Raw genomic sequence first — 19,413 nt, 5'->3', positions numbered from 1 at the left:
AACATTATATAAAATAATATTCGGGTGTTTTATGAGCTAAGTTCCCAATATTTACTATTCAGATACTTAAAATATTTGTTAAAGAGGGAAAAACCTCTTTTTTAATAAAAGTCACTATTTCTACTCTTCATAAAAATAACTATTTTTACAGTCTAAATTTTTTTTACGATGCCAAACAAAAAATATAAAATTGCCGTTGTTCAGTTAAACCTGAATGATAATGCCGAAAACAATTTAAAAAAATGTATCAATTGGGTGAGAGATGCTGCCAGTCAGGGAGCAGAAGTCATATCATTACCTGAACTATACAGCAGTCATTATTTCTGCCAAAGCGAAGATGTAGAAAACTTTAACCTGGCTGAACCTTTATACAGCACTTCTTTTATTGCTTTTAGCGAATTAGCTAAAGAATTGGGTGTCGTAATTATTGTTCCTTTCTTCGAAAAAAGGATGGCCGGAATTTATCATAATAGTGCTTATATAATTGATACGGATGGAACTGAAGCCGGACTATACCGAAAAATGCATATTCCTGACGATCCTGCTTTCTATGAGAAATTTTACTTTACACCGGGTGACTTAGGTTTTAAAAACAATCCGACTAAAAAAGGGAATATTGGAACTTTAATTTGTTGGGATCAATGGTATCCTGAAGCAGCCCGTTTGACCGCTTTAAAAGGTGCTGAAGTATTATTTTATCCAACCGCAATTGGGTGGCACCCACAAGAAAAAGAGCACTATGGTGAAAACCAATATGGTGCCTGGATGAATGTAATGAAAGGTCATGCGGTTGCTAATGGTGTATTTGTAGCTGCAGCAAACCGAATTGGCTTAGAACAATATTTACCGGATACTCCCGGAATTGAATTTTGGGGAGCTTCATTTATCTGTGGACCGCAAGGAGAAATTTTGGCACAGGCTTCCCATGACAAAGAGGAAATCTTAATCGCTGAAGTTGATTTAGATTTACAGGAAAATGTACGTCAAAACTGGCCTTTCTTCAGAGATAGAAGAATCGATGCTTTTGGAGATATTACAAAACGAGCGATTGATTAATATAGAACTCACAGATTTTAAAATAAAAAATGGACTAAAGCTATTTGCCTTAGTCCATTTTTCATGTTTGATAATTAAATAAAAAATAAAAAACGCTATATCCGTTGTAATTTTAAGCCAATAAAATTAAAATGCATAAAAAAGAGGATACTGAATCCTCTATACATTTTCAAAACTTACAATTTGTTTTGCAACAATAAATAATTAACAGTTAAAAAAAAGCTGTTTCAACAATTTGTCAAAACAGCTTTTTTATAATATTAGTGTTTAAAAATTACTTTACTTTAAAAGTAACTCTTCTTACGATTTGACGAGCTTCTTTAGAATTTTTGTTCACTGAAGCATCTTCTCCATTACCTGATACAGTTAATCTTGAAGCATCAATTCCGGCATTGATTAATACATTCTTAACTGCCTCTGCTCTTTTTTGAGATAAAGTCTGGTTGTATCCTGAACCTCCAATTTCATCTGCATAACCTATAACGTCTGCACTTTTTGAAGGGTTATTTTTCAAATATTTCACTAAGAAATCAACACCTGATAAAGAAGTATTTGTTGGTTTTGATGAATTAAAATCAAAATAAACATTTACATAACCTCCGTTGATTAATTCTTCTACAGTACTATTAGTTGCACTAGTATTGTTGTTTTGCGCAAATCTGCTATCTAAATAACTTTCTAATTCATCAGGAACTCCATTTTGATTTTTATCTATCGCTTGTCCTTTTGTATTTACTGCTACACCTGCAACGGTATTTGGCTCTAAATCATATAAATCAGCTACACCATCTTTATCAGAATCAATAAGACCTGTTTCAATCAATGTTACTCTTTCATCTAACTCATCGTACTTATCTTTAGAATACCAGTCAGCATGTTTTTCATTTTTACCTAAGTAAAAAGTCAAACCAACAGAAGCATTAAGAGTTACTCCGTCTAAAGCACCTGTCCTAGCTGCTCCCATACCATCAAAATTGTAGTTTTGTCTTCCGTAAACTAATCCGCTTAAGTCTCCAGTTAAAGCAACACTATTACTTAATCTAATTTGTCCCGTTAAACCAAGGATACCATGTCCCATGTAATCTTCTCCGTCAAAACCATTATCTTTAGCAGATAATTGAGAAACTCCAAATCCACCATGTGCTAATAAACCAATAGTGTTAGTCCATGTCTCAAAGTTTAAAGTTCTACCCAAGTTGATAACCCCTTGTAAACTTGTTCTGATCATTCTGCTTTCAAATGGTGCAGTATCATCACGCTCTTGAAATTTATCATATCCAAAATCAAGTTTCAAACCAAATTTAGGATTAAACATGTATCTTACTCCTAAATCAGCATGAAAAGGATTAAGTGTAGCTGTTGAATAACCTGGTGTCATAGCTCTTAATGGTTTGTTTACACCACCATTCAATTCAATAGACCATTTGTCATAAGGATTTGGATCAACGATGTTTTCTTCAGATGTTGTCCCCATAATTTGTGCATTTGCTGCAAATGACAGTATTAACAGAGATAAAGAGGCAAATTTCTTTTTCATGATTATTTATTTTAATTTATTTTATTTTTTAATCAATGCAAATATAAATCATATAATTCTGATAATTGTTATTTTAGAGTTATATAATTCCCACTTTTTTAATTCTTCGTTCCTTATTATGGAAACAATATCGTACTATTATTTTGATTATCAAAGTGTTAAAACGGCATTTAACTCTGTTTGTAAAGACTTAAAAAACCACTTTTTTTTTAAATTAATCTCTTAATTATCTTAATTTACTTGAGATATTATCGCTATTTCATCAAATCAAAGGTAATTTTTTAGCAATAAAACAACAAATATTTTCTAATAAAACTGAAGTTATATACCATTCAAAAGATAAAAAAATCATTTGCAACGTCATTTTATCACAATTATTGTATTGGTAAAAGCTTTTATCCTGTACAACATTAAAATGCAATATTTTTTTACCATAATACAAAAAAAACTTTCTGTTTTAACAGCATCCTGTTTTTAATATTGTTTACATCTATGATTTTTATAATCCTTGTGAATGCTTATATTTGCAGTCTTATAATTTTTAGCTTTTTTTATGACAACTACAAACAGACGTTTTCCTGCTGAATGGGAAAAACAAGAAGGAATTTTGCTTTGTTTTCCGCATAACGGAAACGATTGGCCAGGGAAATATGAAGCGATTCAATGGGCTTTTGTGGAGTTTATTAAAAAAGTAGCTACTTATGAAAAGGTATTTCTGGTAGTGATTGACGAAAAATTAAAAGCGAAAGTTAATGACATGCTCAGTAGAGCGCATGTAAACTTAGAACAGGTTTTCTTTATTATTCAAAAAACAAATCGCAGCTGGATGCGTGACTCCGGACCTATTGTTGTTTATAAAGACGGTAAAAGAGAAGCCTTGAATTTTAACTTTAACGGCTGGGCTAAATACAAAAACTTCCAACTTGACAAACATGTCCCTGCTAAAGTTGCTGATTTTTTAAATCTCCCTCTAACACAGGTTACTTACAACGGAAAACCTGTAATTGTAGAAGGCGGTGCTATAGATGTAAACGGTCGAGGTACTTTATTAACTTCCGAAGAATGCCTGATGCATCAAAGCATTCAGGTACGCAACGCAGGTTTTAGCAAAGAAGATTATGAAACTGTTTTTAAAGAATATTTAGGTGTTACTAATGTGATCTGGCTGGGCGATGGTATTCAGGGGGACGATACGCATGGTCATATAGATGATTTATGTCGTTTCATCAACGAAAACACTATTGTAACCATTATTGAAACAAATCAATCAGATAAAAATTATGAACCTTTACAGGATAATTTAAAACGACTGCAGAATGCCAAATTAGAAAATGGAGAATCACCTGTAATTGTAACTTTGCCTATGCCAAAACGTTTGGATTTTGAAGATTTACGTTTGCCGGCAAGTTATGCTAATTTTCTGATTTTAAACAATTGTGTTCTGGTACCTACTTTTAATGATGTAAATGATCGCAAAGCATTAAATATTTTGGCGGAATGTTTTCCTGACAGAGAAATAATCGGAATTAGTGCTGTCGATTTAATTTGGGGATTCGGTACTTTACACTGCCTGAGCCAACAAATTCCTGCTTAAAAAAGCATCTCAAAACGACAATTAGAAATTATTACCGTTCTGTTTTTAGCAATATCGCTAAATAACGCAATATTTAAAAATATCGCTTTATTTAGCGATATTTTATTTATAACAATTTATAAAGCATTGCAAAAAGAATTCCTAATCCAAAACTCATTAATGTACCTATTAAAATGTATTCTGTAAGGCGAACATCTTTTGACTCTTTCAAATCACCAAAACGAAAAATAGATTTTGCTGCCAGCAAAAAACCAATTCCTTCCCAAAAATCCATTACAACAAAAAAGAAAATAAATAACCGTTCCAGAATTCCAATATATTTACCCGCATTATTGGTATCATTGCTGTCTGTTTTCACAATCTGTTCACTCCATTTTGATAACAATACTTTTAAAAGAACAGCACTTACGTAAGTTACTAAAATTAAAGCTGTAATTAGGGCTAAACTTTGCTCCGAATACAATTGAGCAAACGGAATCTGATATGGATAATAATAATTTACAACAAACGCAATTACCAACAGATGCAAAAACTGATCTGCAAAAAACCATTTTTTTTCAGTTTTCTTTTTTTCGAAATATAATTTAGCACAATCAATACCAAAATGACTTACTGTAATTAAAAAAACGGCACCTGAATATTCGGAATTAAATTGTGTAGTAATTAGTAATAATACTAAATGGACGGCCACGTGATAATACAAAAACTTCGATTTTATTTTTCGCTTTTTTTTATCTTTTACCCAGGAAGAAGGCTGCATTAAAAAATCTCCTGCAAAATGTGCTAAAAGCAAACTTAAAAATAATGCTACCATTGTTTTTTGATTTCTTGTTTGTAAAATGCAATCATGTTCTTTAATTCATCATAAGCTGCTCTCTTTAGCGATGAGCTAATCGAACTTTGACTTTTTCTATTTAAAGCAGAAGCCAGCTGATTTTGATTAATTTCCGGATTTTCCAAAGCTTTTTTTACTATTTCCGCTGAAGTACTTGTCCAGTTATCGACAATAATAAGCATAAAAGAAAAAATAACAGCAAAAGTAGTATTGAATTGTTCCCAGGGTGTTTGTATCCCCAGAGTTTGTTTTTTTAAATTTTCAAAACATTCTCCTGAATTAATAAATGCCGCACCATTAGATTCTGTAATTTTATCAGATAAATAATCTACCTTCCCCACTCCTATTGCCATTCGTACATCTAATTCTTTATGTTGTTTTACCGCTGCCTTGATCAGCAATGCTGCTTCAAGAGCATCTTCAACAGCTATAATTAATTGAAAACTGTCTCCTCGATAAATTTCCCAGTTTTTAGGTTCACTCCCATATTGATTTAAAACTGCTTTTAAATCCGACATCCAAACTGCCGAACTCAATTTTCGCGAATCAATTATATCTCCTGTAATTACTGCTTTCATAGATTAGTGTTTATGGATTTGCCTGTAAAATATTTTGAACTTTTATAAAAATAAAAGCAATATAGTGAAATTATCGCTTATTTTAACGATAATTTAAAATATCGTCTTATTTAACGATAAATCACTTAAAAATTATTCATTACTTTCTAAAATATAAGTAGAAGGAGTCTTGCCCAGATGCTTTTTGAACATAAAAATAAATGCGCTTGTGGTTTCATAACCCAAATCAAAAGCAATTTCTTTTACCGATTGTTTTTCTCCCAGTCGTTTTATGGCTTCCAGTAATTTTAACCGAATACGCCAATCACTAAAATTCATACCTAGTTCCCTGATAAACAAACGGGATAATGTCCTGCTGCTCATAGACGAAATTTCAGCGTAATAATCTATCGTATATCTACTCGCCACATCATTAAGCAAAAGCTGAACTACATTTTTTAATCTCAAATGATTTGTAGTAGGTAAAAAAGTAGCGCTAGGTTCAATCAAAGCCATTTCGTCCAAAAAAACATCCATGATTCTTTTTTGTGAAGGAGTAATTACATCATTACTTTCAAATGAAATAATCTTAAACAATAATTGTTTTAGAAAAACCGAAATATCAAAAGAAAAACTAACTGTGGGCAAATCAGCTGTAAAGGCCGGATCAATAAATACACTATACAATTTCACATCTTTTTGAAAAGAAACCTGATGTTCCGTATTTCCCGGAATCCATAATCCCTGTAATGGATTCACAACCCAAATTTGATTATCAACCACTACATTCATTACTCCGCTGGTGGCATAAATTAATTGTGCGCGAGGATGTGAGTGAGACAAACAAACAGCATTGGTAACTGTTTCAGTATATCCTGTAACCGGCAAAGCAGAATTGATCTGAAATCCAAAATCTACTACTTTATATGTCTGATTATCGTTATTCATTGTCCAAATATAATAATTAAGACAATAATTTTTCTTATCATCTTTGTAAAAAAATAATACAGCTGTTATTTTAAAAGAATTTTATAATTAAAAAACAACTCATGGAAAATGTTAAAACACATCCCGATATAATCAAAAAAACAACTTATTCTATTTTATTTATCATTAGTTTTTCTCATCTAATTAATGACTTATTACAGGCAGTAATCCCTTCTGTTTATCCTTTATTGAAGGATAATTTTAAACTAAGCTTTTCACAAATCGGACTTATCACTTTTACTTATCAGGTTACAGCTTCTGTCTTACAGCCTTTTGTGGGGATGTATACGGATAAAAAATCAAAACCTTATTCATTATTAATCGGAATGAGTTTTACCTTAATCGGAATATACCTTATTTCAATAGCCTCCAGCTTTTCTTTTTTATTGATTTCAGTTAGTTTAATAGGTGTGGGGTCATCTATTTTTCATCCTGAATCTTCCAGAGTAGCTCATTTAGCGTCAGGTGAAAAAAAAGGTTTGGCTCAGTCTATTTTTCAATTAGGAGGAAATGCCGGCAGCGCCATTGGTCCTTTATTAGTGGCTCTAATTGTCATTCCGCATGGACAAAGTTATATTGTATGGTTTTGCCTTATTGCACTAATCGGAATATTTGTTTTGTACAAAATTGCATTATGGTACAGCGATCATTTATCATTAAAAAATGCAGGAAAAATTCAAAATGAAATTATACCGCATCATTTATCAAAAACAAGAGTAACTTTTTCATTAATAATATTACTGGCTTTAATATTTTCAAAATATTTTTATCTGACCAGTATTACCAGCTATTATACTTTCTTTTTGATTGATAAATTTCATATAAGTATTCAGGATTCTCAGCTGTATTTATTTACTTTTTTAGGTGCTGTAGCCACCGGAACTTTAATAGGAGGTCCTTTAGGAGATAGGTTTGGAAGAAAATATGTAATCTGGATTTCCATTTTAGGTGCGGCTCCCTTCACTCTTTTATTGCCGTACGTTTCTTTATTTTGGGTGGGAATCTTATCGGTTATTATTGGATTAATTATCTCTTCAGCCTTTTCAGCGATTTTAGTATATGCTACCGAATTACTTCCGGGAAAAGTGGGTTTAGTTGCCGGGTTATTCTTTGGATTTGCTTTTGGAATGGCTGGTTTAGGTTCAGCTGTATTAGGAAATTTAGCAGATACCACAAGTATTACTTATGTTTTTAATGTTTGTGCTTATTTGCCTTTATTGGGAATCATAACCGGTTTTTTACCTAATATTGAAAGTAAAAAAGTAAACTAATTTTTTTTACCGCAAATTCGCAATTTTCATTAAATCTGCGAATTTGCGGTAATTATTAAATCAAAAACTAGTTTAATATCTTTGTGGCTTCGAAAATTATCCAAAATGAACATCAAACTCATCGCCATAGGCAAAACTGATAATAAAGCGTTACAAAGCTTAATTGACGATTATACCAAACGCCTGTCTTTCTACATCAAATTTGATTTAGAAATTATTCCGGATATCAAAAATGTAAAAAACTTATCCGAAAGTCAGCAAAAAGAAAAAGAAGGTGAATTGATTTTGTCAAAAATAACTTCAACTGACCAACTGATTTTATTGGATGAAAACGGAAAAAACTTTTCCAGCGTAGGTTTTTCAGAAGAATTACAAAAGAAAATGAACTCCGGAATTAAAACACTGGTTTTTGTCATTGGCGGTCCTTATGGCTTTTCGGATACGGTTTATGCCAAAGCACAAGGAAAAATTTCACTTTCGCTAATGACATTTTCTCACCAAATGGTACGCTTATTTTTTATCGAACAATTATACCGTGGGTTTACCATTTTAAGAAATGAACCGTATCACCATCAGTAAAATTGTCTTTTAAAAGGGGTAAATTATATCCACACAGCTTAAAATGCTCTACTTTGATGGAGCAATAGTTGTCATAAAACGAAACTTTTGGTATCTTGTCAATGAATTACTAATTAAATTTTCATTGAAAAAATATGGACATCAATAAAATTACTGATTTAATAACTGAAAAATTAACTGTCTGGAGCGAAGCACTTATCAAACTCCTTCCTAACATTGCCGTAGCGGCAATTGTAATGGTATTAGGGTTTTATCTGGCTAAATTTATTCAAAAAACTGCAACCAGACTAATTGGTAAAATTTCTAAAAATTTAACTTTAAATAATTTATTCAGTTCCATCATTTATTTTATCTTTTTAGGAATTGTAATATTTACGGTGCTAAGCATTCTTAAATTAGATAAAGCGGTTACTTCTATATTAGCCGGTGCAGGGATTTTAGGCTTAGCTTTAGCCTTTGCTTTTCAGGATATTGCAGCTAATTTCATGTCGGGGATTTTTATTTCGTTTAGAAAACCTCTAAAAGTGGGTGATATTGTCGAAATCAGAGATTATATGGGAAAAGTAAAAGAGGTTAATCTTAGAGATACCATCATAGAAACTTTTCAAGGTAAAACCGTTATTATTCCAAACAAAGAAGTCTTCCAGAATCCTATAGAAAATTACAGTTTTCTTCAAAAAAGGCGTTTCGATTTAAGTGTAGGTGTTTCTTATGGAGATGATTTAGAAAAAGTAAGGCAAATTACACTTGATGCCGTTAGTGATATTGCAGAACTGTCAAAAGAAGATACTATAAATGTTTTCTTTGTTGAATTTGGCGATAGTTCTGTGAATTTATCCGTTAGAATGTGGATTAATACTCCCGAACAATCCGTTTATAATAAAGTAGGCAGTGAAGCAATTATAAAAATCAAGAAAGCTTATGATGCTAATGATATTATGATTCCGTTCCCAATCCGAACATTAGATTTTGGCATCAAAGGAGGAACAACTTTAAACGAAATGCCTGTTCAAATTAAACAGGAAAAAGAGTAAGCTATTTTAAAGTTAGTACTAAAAAATAAATTCATTTGAAGAAATTGGATTGGTACTGTACAAATCAAATTTTAGCAATATCACTTTATTGTCAATGTATTCTCCATAAGACATATTTTTTTCAAACTGAGTAACCACATGAGGTTTTGTAATAAACTGAATACTGAAAAATTCCTGAATCAAATCTGATTTTTTAATGCCTCTTCCATTTAACCAAACCATATCAGTAGCTTTTTTAAATAAAATTACAAAATCATTATTTTTAGGTTTCCCCATTGTATAATTCACTTTTGTAAAAGGTAAAAAAGCCAAATTTTCTTTTACCGTATCGGCATAAGCATAGAAATTCTCAGCTTTTTCATTCCTGTGTGCTTTTTCCTGATGCTTTTTTTCCTGAAGTTTTATTACTTCGGGAATCACTAATTTTAAGGGCAAACGTTTATCAATACTAAAAATCCAATTAGTTGTAATAATACTGTTTTTTCGATTGACTTCTGCCAAAGTATCTTTTTCACTTACTCTAAAAAAAATATAAATGGGCGAATGATCCTGAACATCACTAACCACTGTAGTATCTGATTTTGGCAATAAAATATCTTCTTTATTTCCGCAGGAAAAAAACAACACCCCTAAAATAAGACTTAAATATTTCATCATTACTGGTTCAGTTTTTGAAATAATTTTATACATTCAACAGCTGCTGCCACATCATGTACTCTTAAAATCTGAGCTCCTTTAGTCAATGCAATTGTATTTAAAAAAGTAGTTCCGTTCAAGGCTTCTTCGGCACTAATTTTTAAGGTTTTATGAATCATTGATTTTCTGGAAATCCCAATTAATAACGGCAAATCTAAATTATGAAATAATTCTAACTTTTGCATAACTTCATAATTCTGCTCAATTGTTTTTGCAAAACCAAAACCTGGATCCACAATCAAATCATTAATCCCTAAGCTTCTGGCTTTGCTTATTTTTTCAGAAAAATAGAATAAAATTTCTTTTATAATATCATCATATTGCGTTAAACTTTGCATGCTTTGTGGTGTACCACGCATGTGCATCATGATGTAAGGCACATTGTATTTTGCAATCACTTCCATCATTTTATCATCGAGATTTCCGGCTGAAATATCGTTAATAATAGCAGCACCATTATCGATACAAACGCTAGCCACTTTACTTCTAAAAGTATCTATAGACAACAAAATATCCGGAAAAAATTTCAACAACAACTGTACTACAGGAACAATTCGGCTGATTTCTTCTTCCTCCGAAACAAACTCGGCACTTGGTTTACTGGAATAAGCACCAACATCAATAAATGTGGCTCCTTCGTCCAGCATTTTTTGAACTTTAGCAATAATTTCATCATCACTGGAATACTTTCCTCCATCAAAAAAAGAATTGGGTGTTATATTCAAAATCCCCATCACTTTAGGTTGCGATAAATCAATCAGTTGTCCTTTGCAATTAATTGTCATTTTTTAATCTTTGTTTAAAGTAGAATCTTTTTAAAATTTATCCCTATTTTTGAGAAAATTTTAGACAAATATACATCAATAATGAAGAATACTTCTCAAGAATACGATAAGGTAATTGAAATTTGTCGTTCCTTATTCGTGAATAAAATGCAGGATTATGGAAGCGCCTGGCGTATTTTACGTTTGCCTTCTTTAACCGATCAAATTTTTATCAAAGCCCAGAGAATTCGTAGTTTACAAGAAAACGAAGTTCGAAAAGTTGACGAGGACGAATCGGGTGAATTCATCGGAATTATCAATTATTCTATCATGGCTTTAATCCAGTTAGAATTTGGTGTTGTTGACCAACCGGATTTAAACACTGCTAAAGCCACTTCTTTATATGATGCTAAAGTAAAGTTAACCAAAGATTTAATGGAAGCTAAAAATCATGATTACGGCGAAGCCTGGCGCGATATGCGTGTAAGTTCTTTGACCGATTTGATTTTGCAAAAATTACTTCGCGTGAAGCAAATTGAAGACAATAAAGGAAAAACAATTGTTTCTGAAGGGATTGATGCCAATTATCAGGACATGATTAACTACTCTGTTTTTGCTTTAATTTTAATGGGTTTTGCCGATAAAAAATAACATTCTTATGAAGAACATCATTACTCAGTTTTCAAGAATATTTGTTGGTATTTTATTTATCATTTCAGGTTTAATTAAACTGAATGACCCCGTAGGTTTCTCTTATAAATTGGCCGAGTATTTTAGTGAACCTGTATTTAACCTGCCTTTTTTAGTACCTTTCTGCTTATCATTAGCGCTATTTTTGGTTATTGCAGAAGTCCTTTTAGGAATCATGTTACTCATAGGTTACAAGCCTAAATTTACCATTTGGAGTTTACTGTTAATGATTGTATTTTTTACTTTCCTTACATTTTATTCTGCATATTATAATGTAGTGAAAGACTGTGGTTGTTTTGGAGATGCATTGCATCTTACGCCTTGGGAATCATTTACTAAAGATGTTGTCCTTTTATTCTTTATCCTGGTTTTATTTATCAATAAAAAATTAGTGAAACCATTATTCAGTAAAGGAACTCAAAATCTATTAGTAGCTTTAGGAATGACTGCTTCCATTTTTATGGCATATTATGTCTTAAATCATTTACCAATTATTGATTTCCGTCCTTACAAAGTAGGAACGAATATTCAAAAAGCAATGGAAATACCTGAAGGTGCTCCGCAAGCCGTAGTTAAAATGACTTTTATTTATAAAGTAAACGGTGTTAACAAAGAATTTAGTGAAGATGACTTAATGAATCTTCCTGAAGGCGCTGAATTTGTAGACCGAAAAGATCAGGTAATCAGCGAAGGTTACGTTCCTCCTATTCACGATTTTACGATGATGAAAGATGGTTCTGATTATAAAGAGGAATTACTTTTAGAATCTAAATTACTAATGATAGTAACGTATGACCTCACTAAATCAGACACTGACGGAATGCAAAAATTAGCAGACTTAAATAAAAAAGCTGTTGCAAAAGGATATAAAGTCATTGGTATGACCAATTCTTCTGAGCAGGAAATTAAGAAAGCACAAAAAAAATACAATTTAGACTTCGATTTTTATATTTGTGATGCGATTGCATTAAAAACAATTGAAAGAGCCAACCCAAGTATTGTAATTCTGGAAAAAGGTACTGTAAAACAAAAAGTACATTACGAGGATATTAGTGATTTAAAACTATAGAAATAAAAGCTTATCATTACTCTGATAGTTGTTTTTTTTATATTTTTATCTTAGTTTTCGTATGCAAAAAAGTAGTTTTTTAGCTTTTTGAAACTATAATTTTCAATTTTATTATACCAAATAAAAAATGGGAAAGCAACTATTACGTTTTCATTTGGCTTTTTATAACTCAAAATACTGTATTTGTTATTTTATTAAAGAATATTTAAAAAATAACAATATGAAAACAGCAATCAAATTGTTTATTTTAACTTTGTAACAATGGAAAAAATAAAAAAAATAACACTTATTCTACTGGCTTTAGTTTTCGTGTCCTGTGCAAAATCAACAGCACAAAAAACGGAATTTTCTAAAGAAGCCTTATCTGAAACACTGTTGTCAACTAACAACGGGCAAGTTGCTTTTAGTGAAATACTGTCTCAAAACAAAGGTAAAAATGTAGTTATTGAAGTCTGGGCTTCCTGGTGTGGAGATTGTGTAAAAGCAATGCCAAAAATAAAAGAATTGCAAGCAGCACATCCCAAAACCGCTTATGTTTTTATTTCAATGGATAAAACGGCCGATAAATGGAAATCCGGAATTGAAAAACATCAATTACAAGGAGCGCATTTTATGGCAAATGATCAAATGAGTGGCGTATTTGCAAAAGCGATTGATTTAGACTGGATTCCTAGATACATCATTATAGACAAAACAGGAAAGATTGTATTGTATCGCGCCATTGAAACTGATTTTGACCAAATTAACAATACTCTAAGCCAATTAGAAAAAGAATAACTTACCGCATAAAAAAACAAAATTCAAATATAACACTACTAAAATGAGAAAAAAGATTGTAGCAGGAAACTGGAAAATGCATAAAAATGCCGCACAAACTAGCGAATTATTAAGTGAATTAATTGCAAAAGTACCTGCAAACACTACAGCACAAGTAATTGTGGCTCCTACATTTGTAAACTTAGCTGCAGCTGTAAACCAATTAAAAGGAACTAACATTAGTGTTTCGGCACAAAACGTTCACCAAACTGAAAGTGGTGCATTTACAGGAGAAATTTCTGCTGACATGTTAACAGGAGTTGGTGTAAACACAGTTATTTTAGGTCACTCTGAGCGTAGAGCTATTTTCCATGAAACAGACGCTTTAATTGCTGATAAAGTAAACACTGCTTTAAAACACGATATGACTGTTATTTTTTGCTTTGGCGAAGAATTAAAAGACCGTCAATCAAACAATCATTTCAATATTGTTGAAAACCAATTGAAAGATGGTCTGTTCCAAATTGATGCTAAATCTTGGGATAAAGTTGTTTTAGCTTACGAACCAGTTTGGGCTATTGGAACAGGTGAAACTGCCTCTCCGGAACAAGCACAGGAAATGCACGAATTCATCAGAGAAACAGTTCTTAAAGCTTACGGAAAAGAAATTGCTGAAAACGTAACTATTCTTTACGGAGGTTCAGTAAAACCTGAAAATGCTAAAGAAATTTTCGGAAAACCAGATGTAGACGGTGGTCTTATTGGTGGAGCAGCATTAAAAGCGGATGATTTTGTTGCAATTGTAACAGCTATCTAAAAAAACAATCCTACATACAGAAAAGCGATAATCCATTTTATCGCTTTTTTTATTTTTATGATTTTCATAAAAGAGAAATACTACCTTTGCAAAAAATTAAAACAATTATGTCCAATATTTATATCGCCTACCATTTTAGCATTGAACCAAAAGAACTGGGTTCTGAAATTTTAATTGCCGAATTAGGCGAACTTGCTTTCGAGAGTTTTACCGAAACAGAAACCGGAATATCCGCTTTTGTTCAAAAAGATTTATGGGACGAAATGATTCTTGAAAATGTAAATATTTTGCACTCAGAAGAATTTGAAATTGATTATTCTTTTGAAGAAATTGATCAGGTAAACTGGAATGAAGAATGGGAAAAAAACTTTGAACCTATTGATGTAGATGGAAGATGTCATGTTCGTGCTCCTTTTCACCCTAAAACTGATGCGGAGTTTGATATTGTAATTGAACCCAAAATGAGTTTTGGTACAGGTCATCATGAAACAACACACATGATGATTCAACATTTATTAGAAATGGATGTCACTGGAATGAAAACCTTAGACATGGGTTGCGGAACTGCTATTCTTGCTATTCTTGCCGAAATGAAAGGTGCTCAACCTATTGATGCTATCGATATTGACAACTGGTGTTATTTAAATTCTATTGAAAATGCTGAGCGCAACAATTGTAAAAACATTAGTGTTTATGAAGGCGATGCTTCTTTATTAAAAGATAAAAAATACGATTTAATTATTGCCAACATTAACAGAAATATTTTGTTGAACGATATGCAAACGTATGTTGATTGTTTGAACCCAAAAGGAACTTTGTTACTAAGCGGTTTTTACAATGAAGACATCCCTTTTATTGATGCTTCCTGCACAGAAAAAGGTTTGACTTATGTTAAAAAATTCGAAAGAAACAACTGGGTCTCACTAAAATACGTAAATTAGTACTCTGTTTATAATCAATGATTAAAGTACAAAAATAGAACACAATGAGTACTAAAGAAAAAATTAGAGAAAGAGTAAGCGTACAAGAAGTCACGGCTAAAAACAATGAAATTATTGTTTACAATGACGATGTGAATACTTTTGACCATGTAATTGAAACTCTAATGCGTGTTTGCCAGCATACACCAGAACAAGCCGAACAATGTTCGCTAATTGTTCATTACAATGGAAAATGTACGGTAAAAACAGGCTCTTTAGACAAATTAAAACCACAATGTACACAGCTTTTAGAAGCTGGTTTAAGCGCCGAAATAATTTAATAAACTACAAAATTTACCCAATTTTTAAAGCATTCGTCAAAGCGAATGCTTTTTTTTATGCCTTTTAAATTATTAATGAGGTAATTTATCTTTTAAAACGCCATAAAGAAAAGTTCCAATCATAGCACCTAAAAAAACTATGATAACACTTGTAAAACCTGCTCCAATTAAAATAAATATAGGTCCCGGACAAGAACCTGCTAAAGCCCATCCTAATCCAAAAATTATTCCACCTAAAACATAACGAGTAGTTGATGATTCTTTATCGGCAATACAGATTGGAGTTCCTGTACTGTCTTTTAACTGATATTTTTTAATGATTTGAATACCAATAACTCCTGTTAAAACAGCAACCATAATAATTCCGTACATGTGAAAAGACTGAAACTGGAACATTTCATAAATGCGGTACCAGGAAACTGCCTCTGATTTTGTTAGTACAATTCCGAAAACAAATCCAACCAAAATAAATTTTATTAATTTCATATTTAAATATTTATTGTCTTTTTATAGGTAATATATAATTCGCATACAACTAATTGGTAGTTTCAACCAATTTTAGTTTATGCTTATTTCATATTTTATACAATTAAAGGTAAAATAAAATGAGCCATAATTAATCCACCAATAAAAAAACCTATTACAGCTTTTAAAGATGGTAGCTGCAAATTGCTCAATCCCGAAATAGCATGTCCTGAAGTACAACCACCAGCATAACGGGAACCAAATCCAATAAGAATTCCTCCAATCATCAAAATTAAAATTGTCTTCGGAGAAGTAAAAACCTGATTTGAGAACAAAGCATCCGGCATTAATTTACCTTCAGGGGCATCAATATTGATCAATTGAAGCATTCCTATCGTTTCTGGGCTTATCGAAACATTTGAAGGGGCACTTAAAAAATTTACAGCCACAAAACCGCCCAACATGGCTCCTGCCACTACAGCAAGATTCCAACGTTGAGACTTCCAATCCCAATCAAAGAAAGAAACTCTTTTTCCGGCACCGGCCATACTACACAAAGTCCTTAAGTTGGAAGACATCCCAAATGACTTTCCAAAATAAGTCAGAATTAGCATTACTAAGCCGATTAGAAACCCCGAAACATACCATGTCCAGGTGTGATAAATTGATTCCATATTTATTATTTTCTGGCAAAGTTAAACAGTAGGCTGTAAATGGTATGTGAGAAAAGTTACAGAAGGTCAAAACAATACTACTTTTAAAAAAATACATAAAAGCTGGTATAAACTTTAAAGTTCTGAATATCTTTGTATCACTGTTGTAAGAATACCTATTTCTAAATTAATTTATTTTATGAAATTACCTTTAATAACTAATTTACTTAAAAAAATTCAGGAAAATAGAAAACTCCTCTTTTTTATAGTTTCTAAAAAAATATTAGTTGCAATTGTTTTAATGTTTTTAAGCAGTTCTTGTATCAGTACACGCTCTACATTGAAAAATGTAGATGACAACGCTCCTATACCCAAACTTTCTAAGAACAACACTTTTATTATCACCGAATACAGTAAGGACAAAAGATACGGTTACAATAAAGATTATCCCGTTAATATTTTCTACTACAATACCTATAATGAACAATTAAACGAAGAACGTTTTCTGAACGCCTTGGCCGGACCAAAAGGAGAAAAAATAACGTATACTAAAATAGAAACCTGTTGCCCTTTTCCGTCTAAGAGAACAGCTATGGGAGCCGGATTTCTTAATATTTATGAAATTAGCTGGGAAGGTCAGAAAAAACCAATCCTTTTATACTTAAATATATATGAAAAAGGGTATTTAAAATGTCCTGTAGGATTAAGCATAAAAAAACAGGATTAAACAAATACGTTTTTGTTTAACCCTCAATAAGACATCTTTTTTTAATTAAAAAAATCACAAAATTAAGTCTTAAATCGCAAATCATAACTACATTTGCAATCACTAAAAAACACCCATGAACATACATAATATTCCCAAAATTAAGCATACAGAAAGTGATAATTTCTTTTTGCTTTCAGGTCCCTGTGCCATCGAAGGAGAAGAAATGGCGCTGCGTATTGCCGAAAAATTAGTTGGTATTACAGACAAACTTCAAATCCCTTATGTTTTTAAAGGTTCGTTTAAAAAAGCCAATCGCTCCAGAATTGATAGCTTTTCCGGAATTGGTGACGAAAAAGCATTAAAAATACTTCGAAAAGTATCTGAAACATTTGATATTCCTACGGTAACTGATATTCATACCAATGAAGATGCAGCTATGGCAGCTCAATACGTTGATGTATTGCAAATTCCCGCTTTCTTAGTACGTCAAACAGATTTGGTTGTGGCTGCTGCCAACACAGGAAAAACAGTCAACCTGAAAAAAGGACAATTTATGAGTCCGGAGAGTATGAAACACGCCGTACAAAAAGTATTGGACTGCAATAATCAAAATGTAATGGTTACCGATCGTGGTACTATGTTTGGTTACCAGGATATGATTGTTGATTTTAGAGGAATACCTACTATGCAACAATATGCTTCTACCGTACTTGATGTTACCCATTCACTGCAACAACCTAATCAAACAGCCGGAGTAACTGGCGGAAGACCAGATATGATTGAAACCGTTGCCAAAGCAGGTATTGCCGTAGGTGTTGATGGACTTTTTATTGAAACTCATTTTGATCCCGCTAATGCTAAAAGTGACGGAGCTAACATGCTGCATTTGGATTATTTTGAAAGTTTAATGACTAAACTTGTAGCCATTAGAAAAACCATCAATACATTTTAATTAAAATTTTAATAAATCGTGAAAAAATTATTCACAACTGCATTTGCAGCTGTTTTACTTGTTAACAACTTAAACGCTCAGGAAAATATAACAATACAAGATAAATATACCGCACATAACAAAGGAAAGTTTTTCATTTCCTGGGGTGGAAACAGAGAAGATTATTCAAAATCGGATGTAACCTACACAGGAAAAGATTATAATTTTACTGTAAAAAACATGGTTGCGCATGATAAACCCAAAGGTTGGAATGTAGATTATGTTAACCCTGCGAGAATGACTATTCCGCAGACTAATTTACGCTTAGGATATTTTTTTAGTGATCATTACAGTGTGACTATCGGAGTAGATCACATGAAATATGTGATGACGCAAAATCAGACTGCAAATGTCAGCGGAGAAATCAATTTACCATTAACTGATCCGGGTTCGATTCACAACGGGGTATACAACAATACTCCTGTTGATTTTTCAGACATGACTTTTCTTATCTATGAGCATACTGATGGTTTAAATTATGTGCATACTGAAGTGTCTCGTTTTGACGATATTTCAAAACTATTCAAACTTCCCAACACCGACAAAGTGCAAATTAACTTAACAGAAGGTTTGGGTGCCGGTCTTTTATATCCTCGAACAAATACTACCTTGCTAGGAAAAGAACGCCACGATGATTTTCATGTTTCGGGTTATGGAATATCTGCAAAAGCAGGTTTAAACATCACTTTCTTTAAACATTTTTACATTCAGGGCGAATTAAAAGGCGGTTACATCAATATGCAGGATATTCGTACTACACAAAGTACAGCAGATAAAGCTTCGCAGGACTTTTTCTTCTTGCAGCGGATTATCGCACTGGGAGGGATTTTTAAATTATAAAATATTTTAACTTTTTACAAAAGCTGTTTTGAATCTGTCAAAGCAGCTTTTTTTTTATTTCATACAGAGAAAAATTTTATTTCATTGGGATCATCTAAACTTTTAACTCAATAAAAAAACCAATTTAAATATCTCACAAAAAAAAACTTAATTTTACAGTTTTATCTCTAAAAAAAATTATTTTTGTATAAAAATTCTCCCCAAGTCTTTTTTTTAACCTATTTATTTGTCCTAACACTAATTAATCTTTAG

22 protein-coding genes are annotated in these 19,413 nt (G+C 32.0%); 14 read left to right on the top strand and 8 right to left on the bottom strand.

Features of this window, described 5'->3' with window-relative positions:
* Positions 1-168 precede the first annotated feature (168 nt).
* Positions 169-1,056, top strand: coding sequence for a carbon-nitrogen hydrolase (locus ACSV4D_RS11875; RefSeq protein ID WP_408079283.1), 888 nt, complete (start codon positions 169-171; stop codon positions 1,054-1,056).
* Positions 1,057-1,330: 274 nt separating this feature from the next.
* Here the strand turns inward: ACSV4D_RS11875 and ACSV4D_RS11870 are convergent, their stop codons facing one another.
* The gene (locus tag ACSV4D_RS11870) at positions 1,331-2,593 is read right to left on the bottom strand and encodes an OmpA family protein (RefSeq protein ID WP_439228443.1); all 1,263 of its coding nucleotides are present in this window, start codon (positions 2,591-2,593) and stop codon (positions 1,331-1,333) included.
* A 553-nt stretch (positions 2,594-3,146) separates the two neighbouring features.
* Here ACSV4D_RS11870 and ACSV4D_RS11865 point away from each other — a divergent pair.
* Positions 3,147-4,187, top strand: a complete 1,041-nt coding sequence (locus tag ACSV4D_RS11865; protein WP_439228442.1) for an agmatine deiminase family protein — start codon at positions 3,147-3,149, stop codon at positions 4,185-4,187.
* Between the two features lie 106 nt (positions 4,188-4,293).
* On the opposite strand, the gene ACSV4D_RS11860 is transcribed toward ACSV4D_RS11865, so the two are convergent.
* The 3 genes from ACSV4D_RS11860 to ACSV4D_RS11850 form a co-directional block, all read right to left on the bottom strand.
* Positions 4,294-5,001, bottom strand: a complete 708-nt coding sequence (locus ACSV4D_RS11860; protein WP_439228441.1) for a DUF3307 domain-containing protein — start codon at positions 4,999-5,001, stop codon at positions 4,294-4,296.
* Positions 4,995-5,600 carry a transcriptional regulator gene (locus tag ACSV4D_RS11855; RefSeq protein ID WP_439228440.1) on the bottom strand — a complete coding sequence of 202 codons (606 nt, stop codon included), beginning with the start codon at positions 5,598-5,600 and terminating at the stop codon, positions 4,995-4,997. The genes ACSV4D_RS11860 and ACSV4D_RS11855 overlap by 7 nt, the downstream gene beginning before the upstream one ends.
* Positions 5,601-5,732: 132 nt before the next feature.
* Positions 5,733-6,527 (bottom strand): AraC family transcriptional regulator, encoded by a 795-nt coding sequence (locus tag ACSV4D_RS11850; protein WP_439228439.1) that lies wholly within the window; start codon positions 6,525-6,527, stop codon positions 5,733-5,735.
* A 101-nt stretch (positions 6,528-6,628) separates the two neighbouring features.
* Here ACSV4D_RS11850 and ACSV4D_RS11845 point away from each other — a divergent pair, with 101 nt between their 5' ends.
* The 3 genes from ACSV4D_RS11845 to ACSV4D_RS11835 all read left to right on the top strand — a co-directional run bounded on the left by ACSV4D_RS11845 (position 6,629) and on the right by ACSV4D_RS11835 (position 9,450).
* Positions 6,629-7,837 (top strand): MFS transporter, encoded by a 1,209-nt coding sequence (locus ACSV4D_RS11845; RefSeq protein ID WP_439228438.1) that lies wholly within the window; start codon positions 6,629-6,631, stop codon positions 7,835-7,837.
* A gap of 105 nt (positions 7,838-7,942) precedes the next feature.
* A complete protein-coding gene (gene rlmH / locus ACSV4D_RS11840) occupies positions 7,943-8,416 on the top strand; it encodes a 23S rRNA (pseudouridine(1915)-N(3))-methyltransferase RlmH (RefSeq protein ID WP_408079269.1) in 474 nt (157 codons plus the stop codon).
* 134 nt (positions 8,417-8,550) lie between these two features.
* A complete protein-coding gene (locus ACSV4D_RS11835; protein WP_408079267.1) occupies positions 8,551-9,450 on the top strand; it encodes a mechanosensitive ion channel family protein in 900 nt (299 codons plus the stop codon).
* 18 nt (positions 9,451-9,468) lie between these two features.
* Here ACSV4D_RS11835 and ACSV4D_RS11830 read toward each other — a convergent pair whose 3' ends face one another.
* Complete coding sequence (locus ACSV4D_RS11830; protein ID WP_439228437.1) at positions 9,469-10,107, bottom strand: hypothetical protein; 639 nt, start codon at positions 10,105-10,107, stop codon at positions 9,469-9,471.
* On the bottom strand, positions 10,107-10,931 hold the full coding sequence (gene folP / locus ACSV4D_RS11825; protein ID WP_439228436.1) for a dihydropteroate synthase: 825 nt from the start codon (positions 10,929-10,931) through the stop codon (positions 10,107-10,109). The genes ACSV4D_RS11830 and folP overlap by 1 nt, the downstream gene beginning before the upstream one ends.
* 81 nt (positions 10,932-11,012) lie before the next feature.
* On the opposite strand from folP, the gene ACSV4D_RS11820 reads away from it, so the two are divergent.
* The 6 genes from ACSV4D_RS11820 (at position 11,013) to ACSV4D_RS11795 (ending at position 15,503) form a co-directional block, all read left to right on the top strand.
* The gene (locus tag ACSV4D_RS11820) at positions 11,013-11,561 is read left to right on the top strand and encodes a DUF1599 domain-containing protein (protein ID WP_439228435.1); all 549 of its coding nucleotides are present in this window, start codon (positions 11,013-11,015) and stop codon (positions 11,559-11,561) included.
* Between the two features lie 7 nt (positions 11,562-11,568).
* Complete coding sequence (locus ACSV4D_RS11815) at positions 11,569-12,669, top strand: BT_3928 family protein (RefSeq protein ID WP_439228434.1); 1,101 nt, start codon at positions 11,569-11,571, stop codon at positions 12,667-12,669.
* A gap of 270 nt (positions 12,670-12,939) precedes the next feature.
* Positions 12,940-13,446 (top strand): TlpA family protein disulfide reductase, encoded by a 507-nt coding sequence (locus ACSV4D_RS11810; RefSeq protein WP_439228529.1) that lies wholly within the window; start codon positions 12,940-12,942, stop codon positions 13,444-13,446.
* Positions 13,447-13,489: 43 nt separating this feature from the next.
* Entirely contained in the window at positions 13,490-14,242 is a 753-nt protein-coding gene (gene tpiA / locus ACSV4D_RS11805; protein WP_439228433.1) for a triose-phosphate isomerase, read from the top strand.
* A 107-nt stretch (positions 14,243-14,349) separates the two neighbouring features.
* The gene (gene prmA, locus ACSV4D_RS11800; RefSeq protein WP_439228432.1) at positions 14,350-15,183 is read left to right on the top strand and encodes a 50S ribosomal protein L11 methyltransferase; all 834 of its coding nucleotides are present in this window, start codon (positions 14,350-14,352) and stop codon (positions 15,181-15,183) included.
* Between the two features lie 44 nt (positions 15,184-15,227).
* Positions 15,228-15,503: an ATP-dependent Clp protease adaptor ClpS gene (locus tag ACSV4D_RS11795; RefSeq protein ID WP_439228431.1), complete on the top strand. Its 276-nt coding sequence runs from the start codon at positions 15,228-15,230 to the stop codon at positions 15,501-15,503.
* Positions 15,504-15,575: 72 nt separating this feature from the next.
* Here ACSV4D_RS11795 and ACSV4D_RS11790 read toward each other — a convergent pair whose 3' ends face one another.
* A complete protein-coding gene (locus ACSV4D_RS11790) occupies positions 15,576-15,989 on the bottom strand; it encodes a DUF6691 family protein (RefSeq protein ID WP_439228430.1) in 414 nt (137 codons plus the stop codon).
* A 95-nt stretch (positions 15,990-16,084) separates the two neighbouring features.
* Positions 16,085-16,642: a YeeE/YedE family protein gene (locus ACSV4D_RS11785; RefSeq protein WP_439228429.1), complete on the bottom strand. Its 558-nt coding sequence runs from the start codon at positions 16,640-16,642 to the stop codon at positions 16,085-16,087.
* Positions 16,643-16,922: 280 nt separating this feature from the next.
* Between ACSV4D_RS11785 and ACSV4D_RS11780 the strand changes: the two genes are divergently transcribed.
* The 3 genes from ACSV4D_RS11780 (at position 16,923) to ACSV4D_RS11770 (ending at position 19,161) form a co-directional block, all read left to right on the top strand.
* On the top strand, positions 16,923-17,348 hold the full coding sequence (locus ACSV4D_RS11780; protein WP_408079746.1) for a 2-dehydro-3-deoxyphosphooctonate aldolase: 426 nt from the start codon (positions 16,923-16,925) through the stop codon (positions 17,346-17,348).
* 115 nt (positions 17,349-17,463) lie between these two features.
* Positions 17,464-18,282: a 3-deoxy-8-phosphooctulonate synthase gene (gene kdsA / locus ACSV4D_RS11775; protein ID WP_439228428.1), complete on the top strand. Its 819-nt coding sequence runs from the start codon at positions 17,464-17,466 to the stop codon at positions 18,280-18,282.
* Positions 18,283-18,297: 15 nt separating this feature from the next.
* Complete coding sequence (locus tag ACSV4D_RS11770) at positions 18,298-19,161, top strand: hypothetical protein (RefSeq protein ID WP_408079744.1); 864 nt, start codon at positions 18,298-18,300, stop codon at positions 19,159-19,161.
* The last annotated feature ends 252 nt before the right edge of the window (positions 19,162-19,413 follow it).

Origin of the sequence: Flavobacterium sp. ARAG 55.4, from assembly GCF_051846875.1 — a bacterium.
Lineage (GTDB): Bacteria > Bacteroidota > Bacteroidia > Flavobacteriales > Flavobacteriaceae > Flavobacterium > Flavobacterium plantiphilum.
This window is presented reverse-complemented; position numbering and strand designations above follow the sequence as displayed.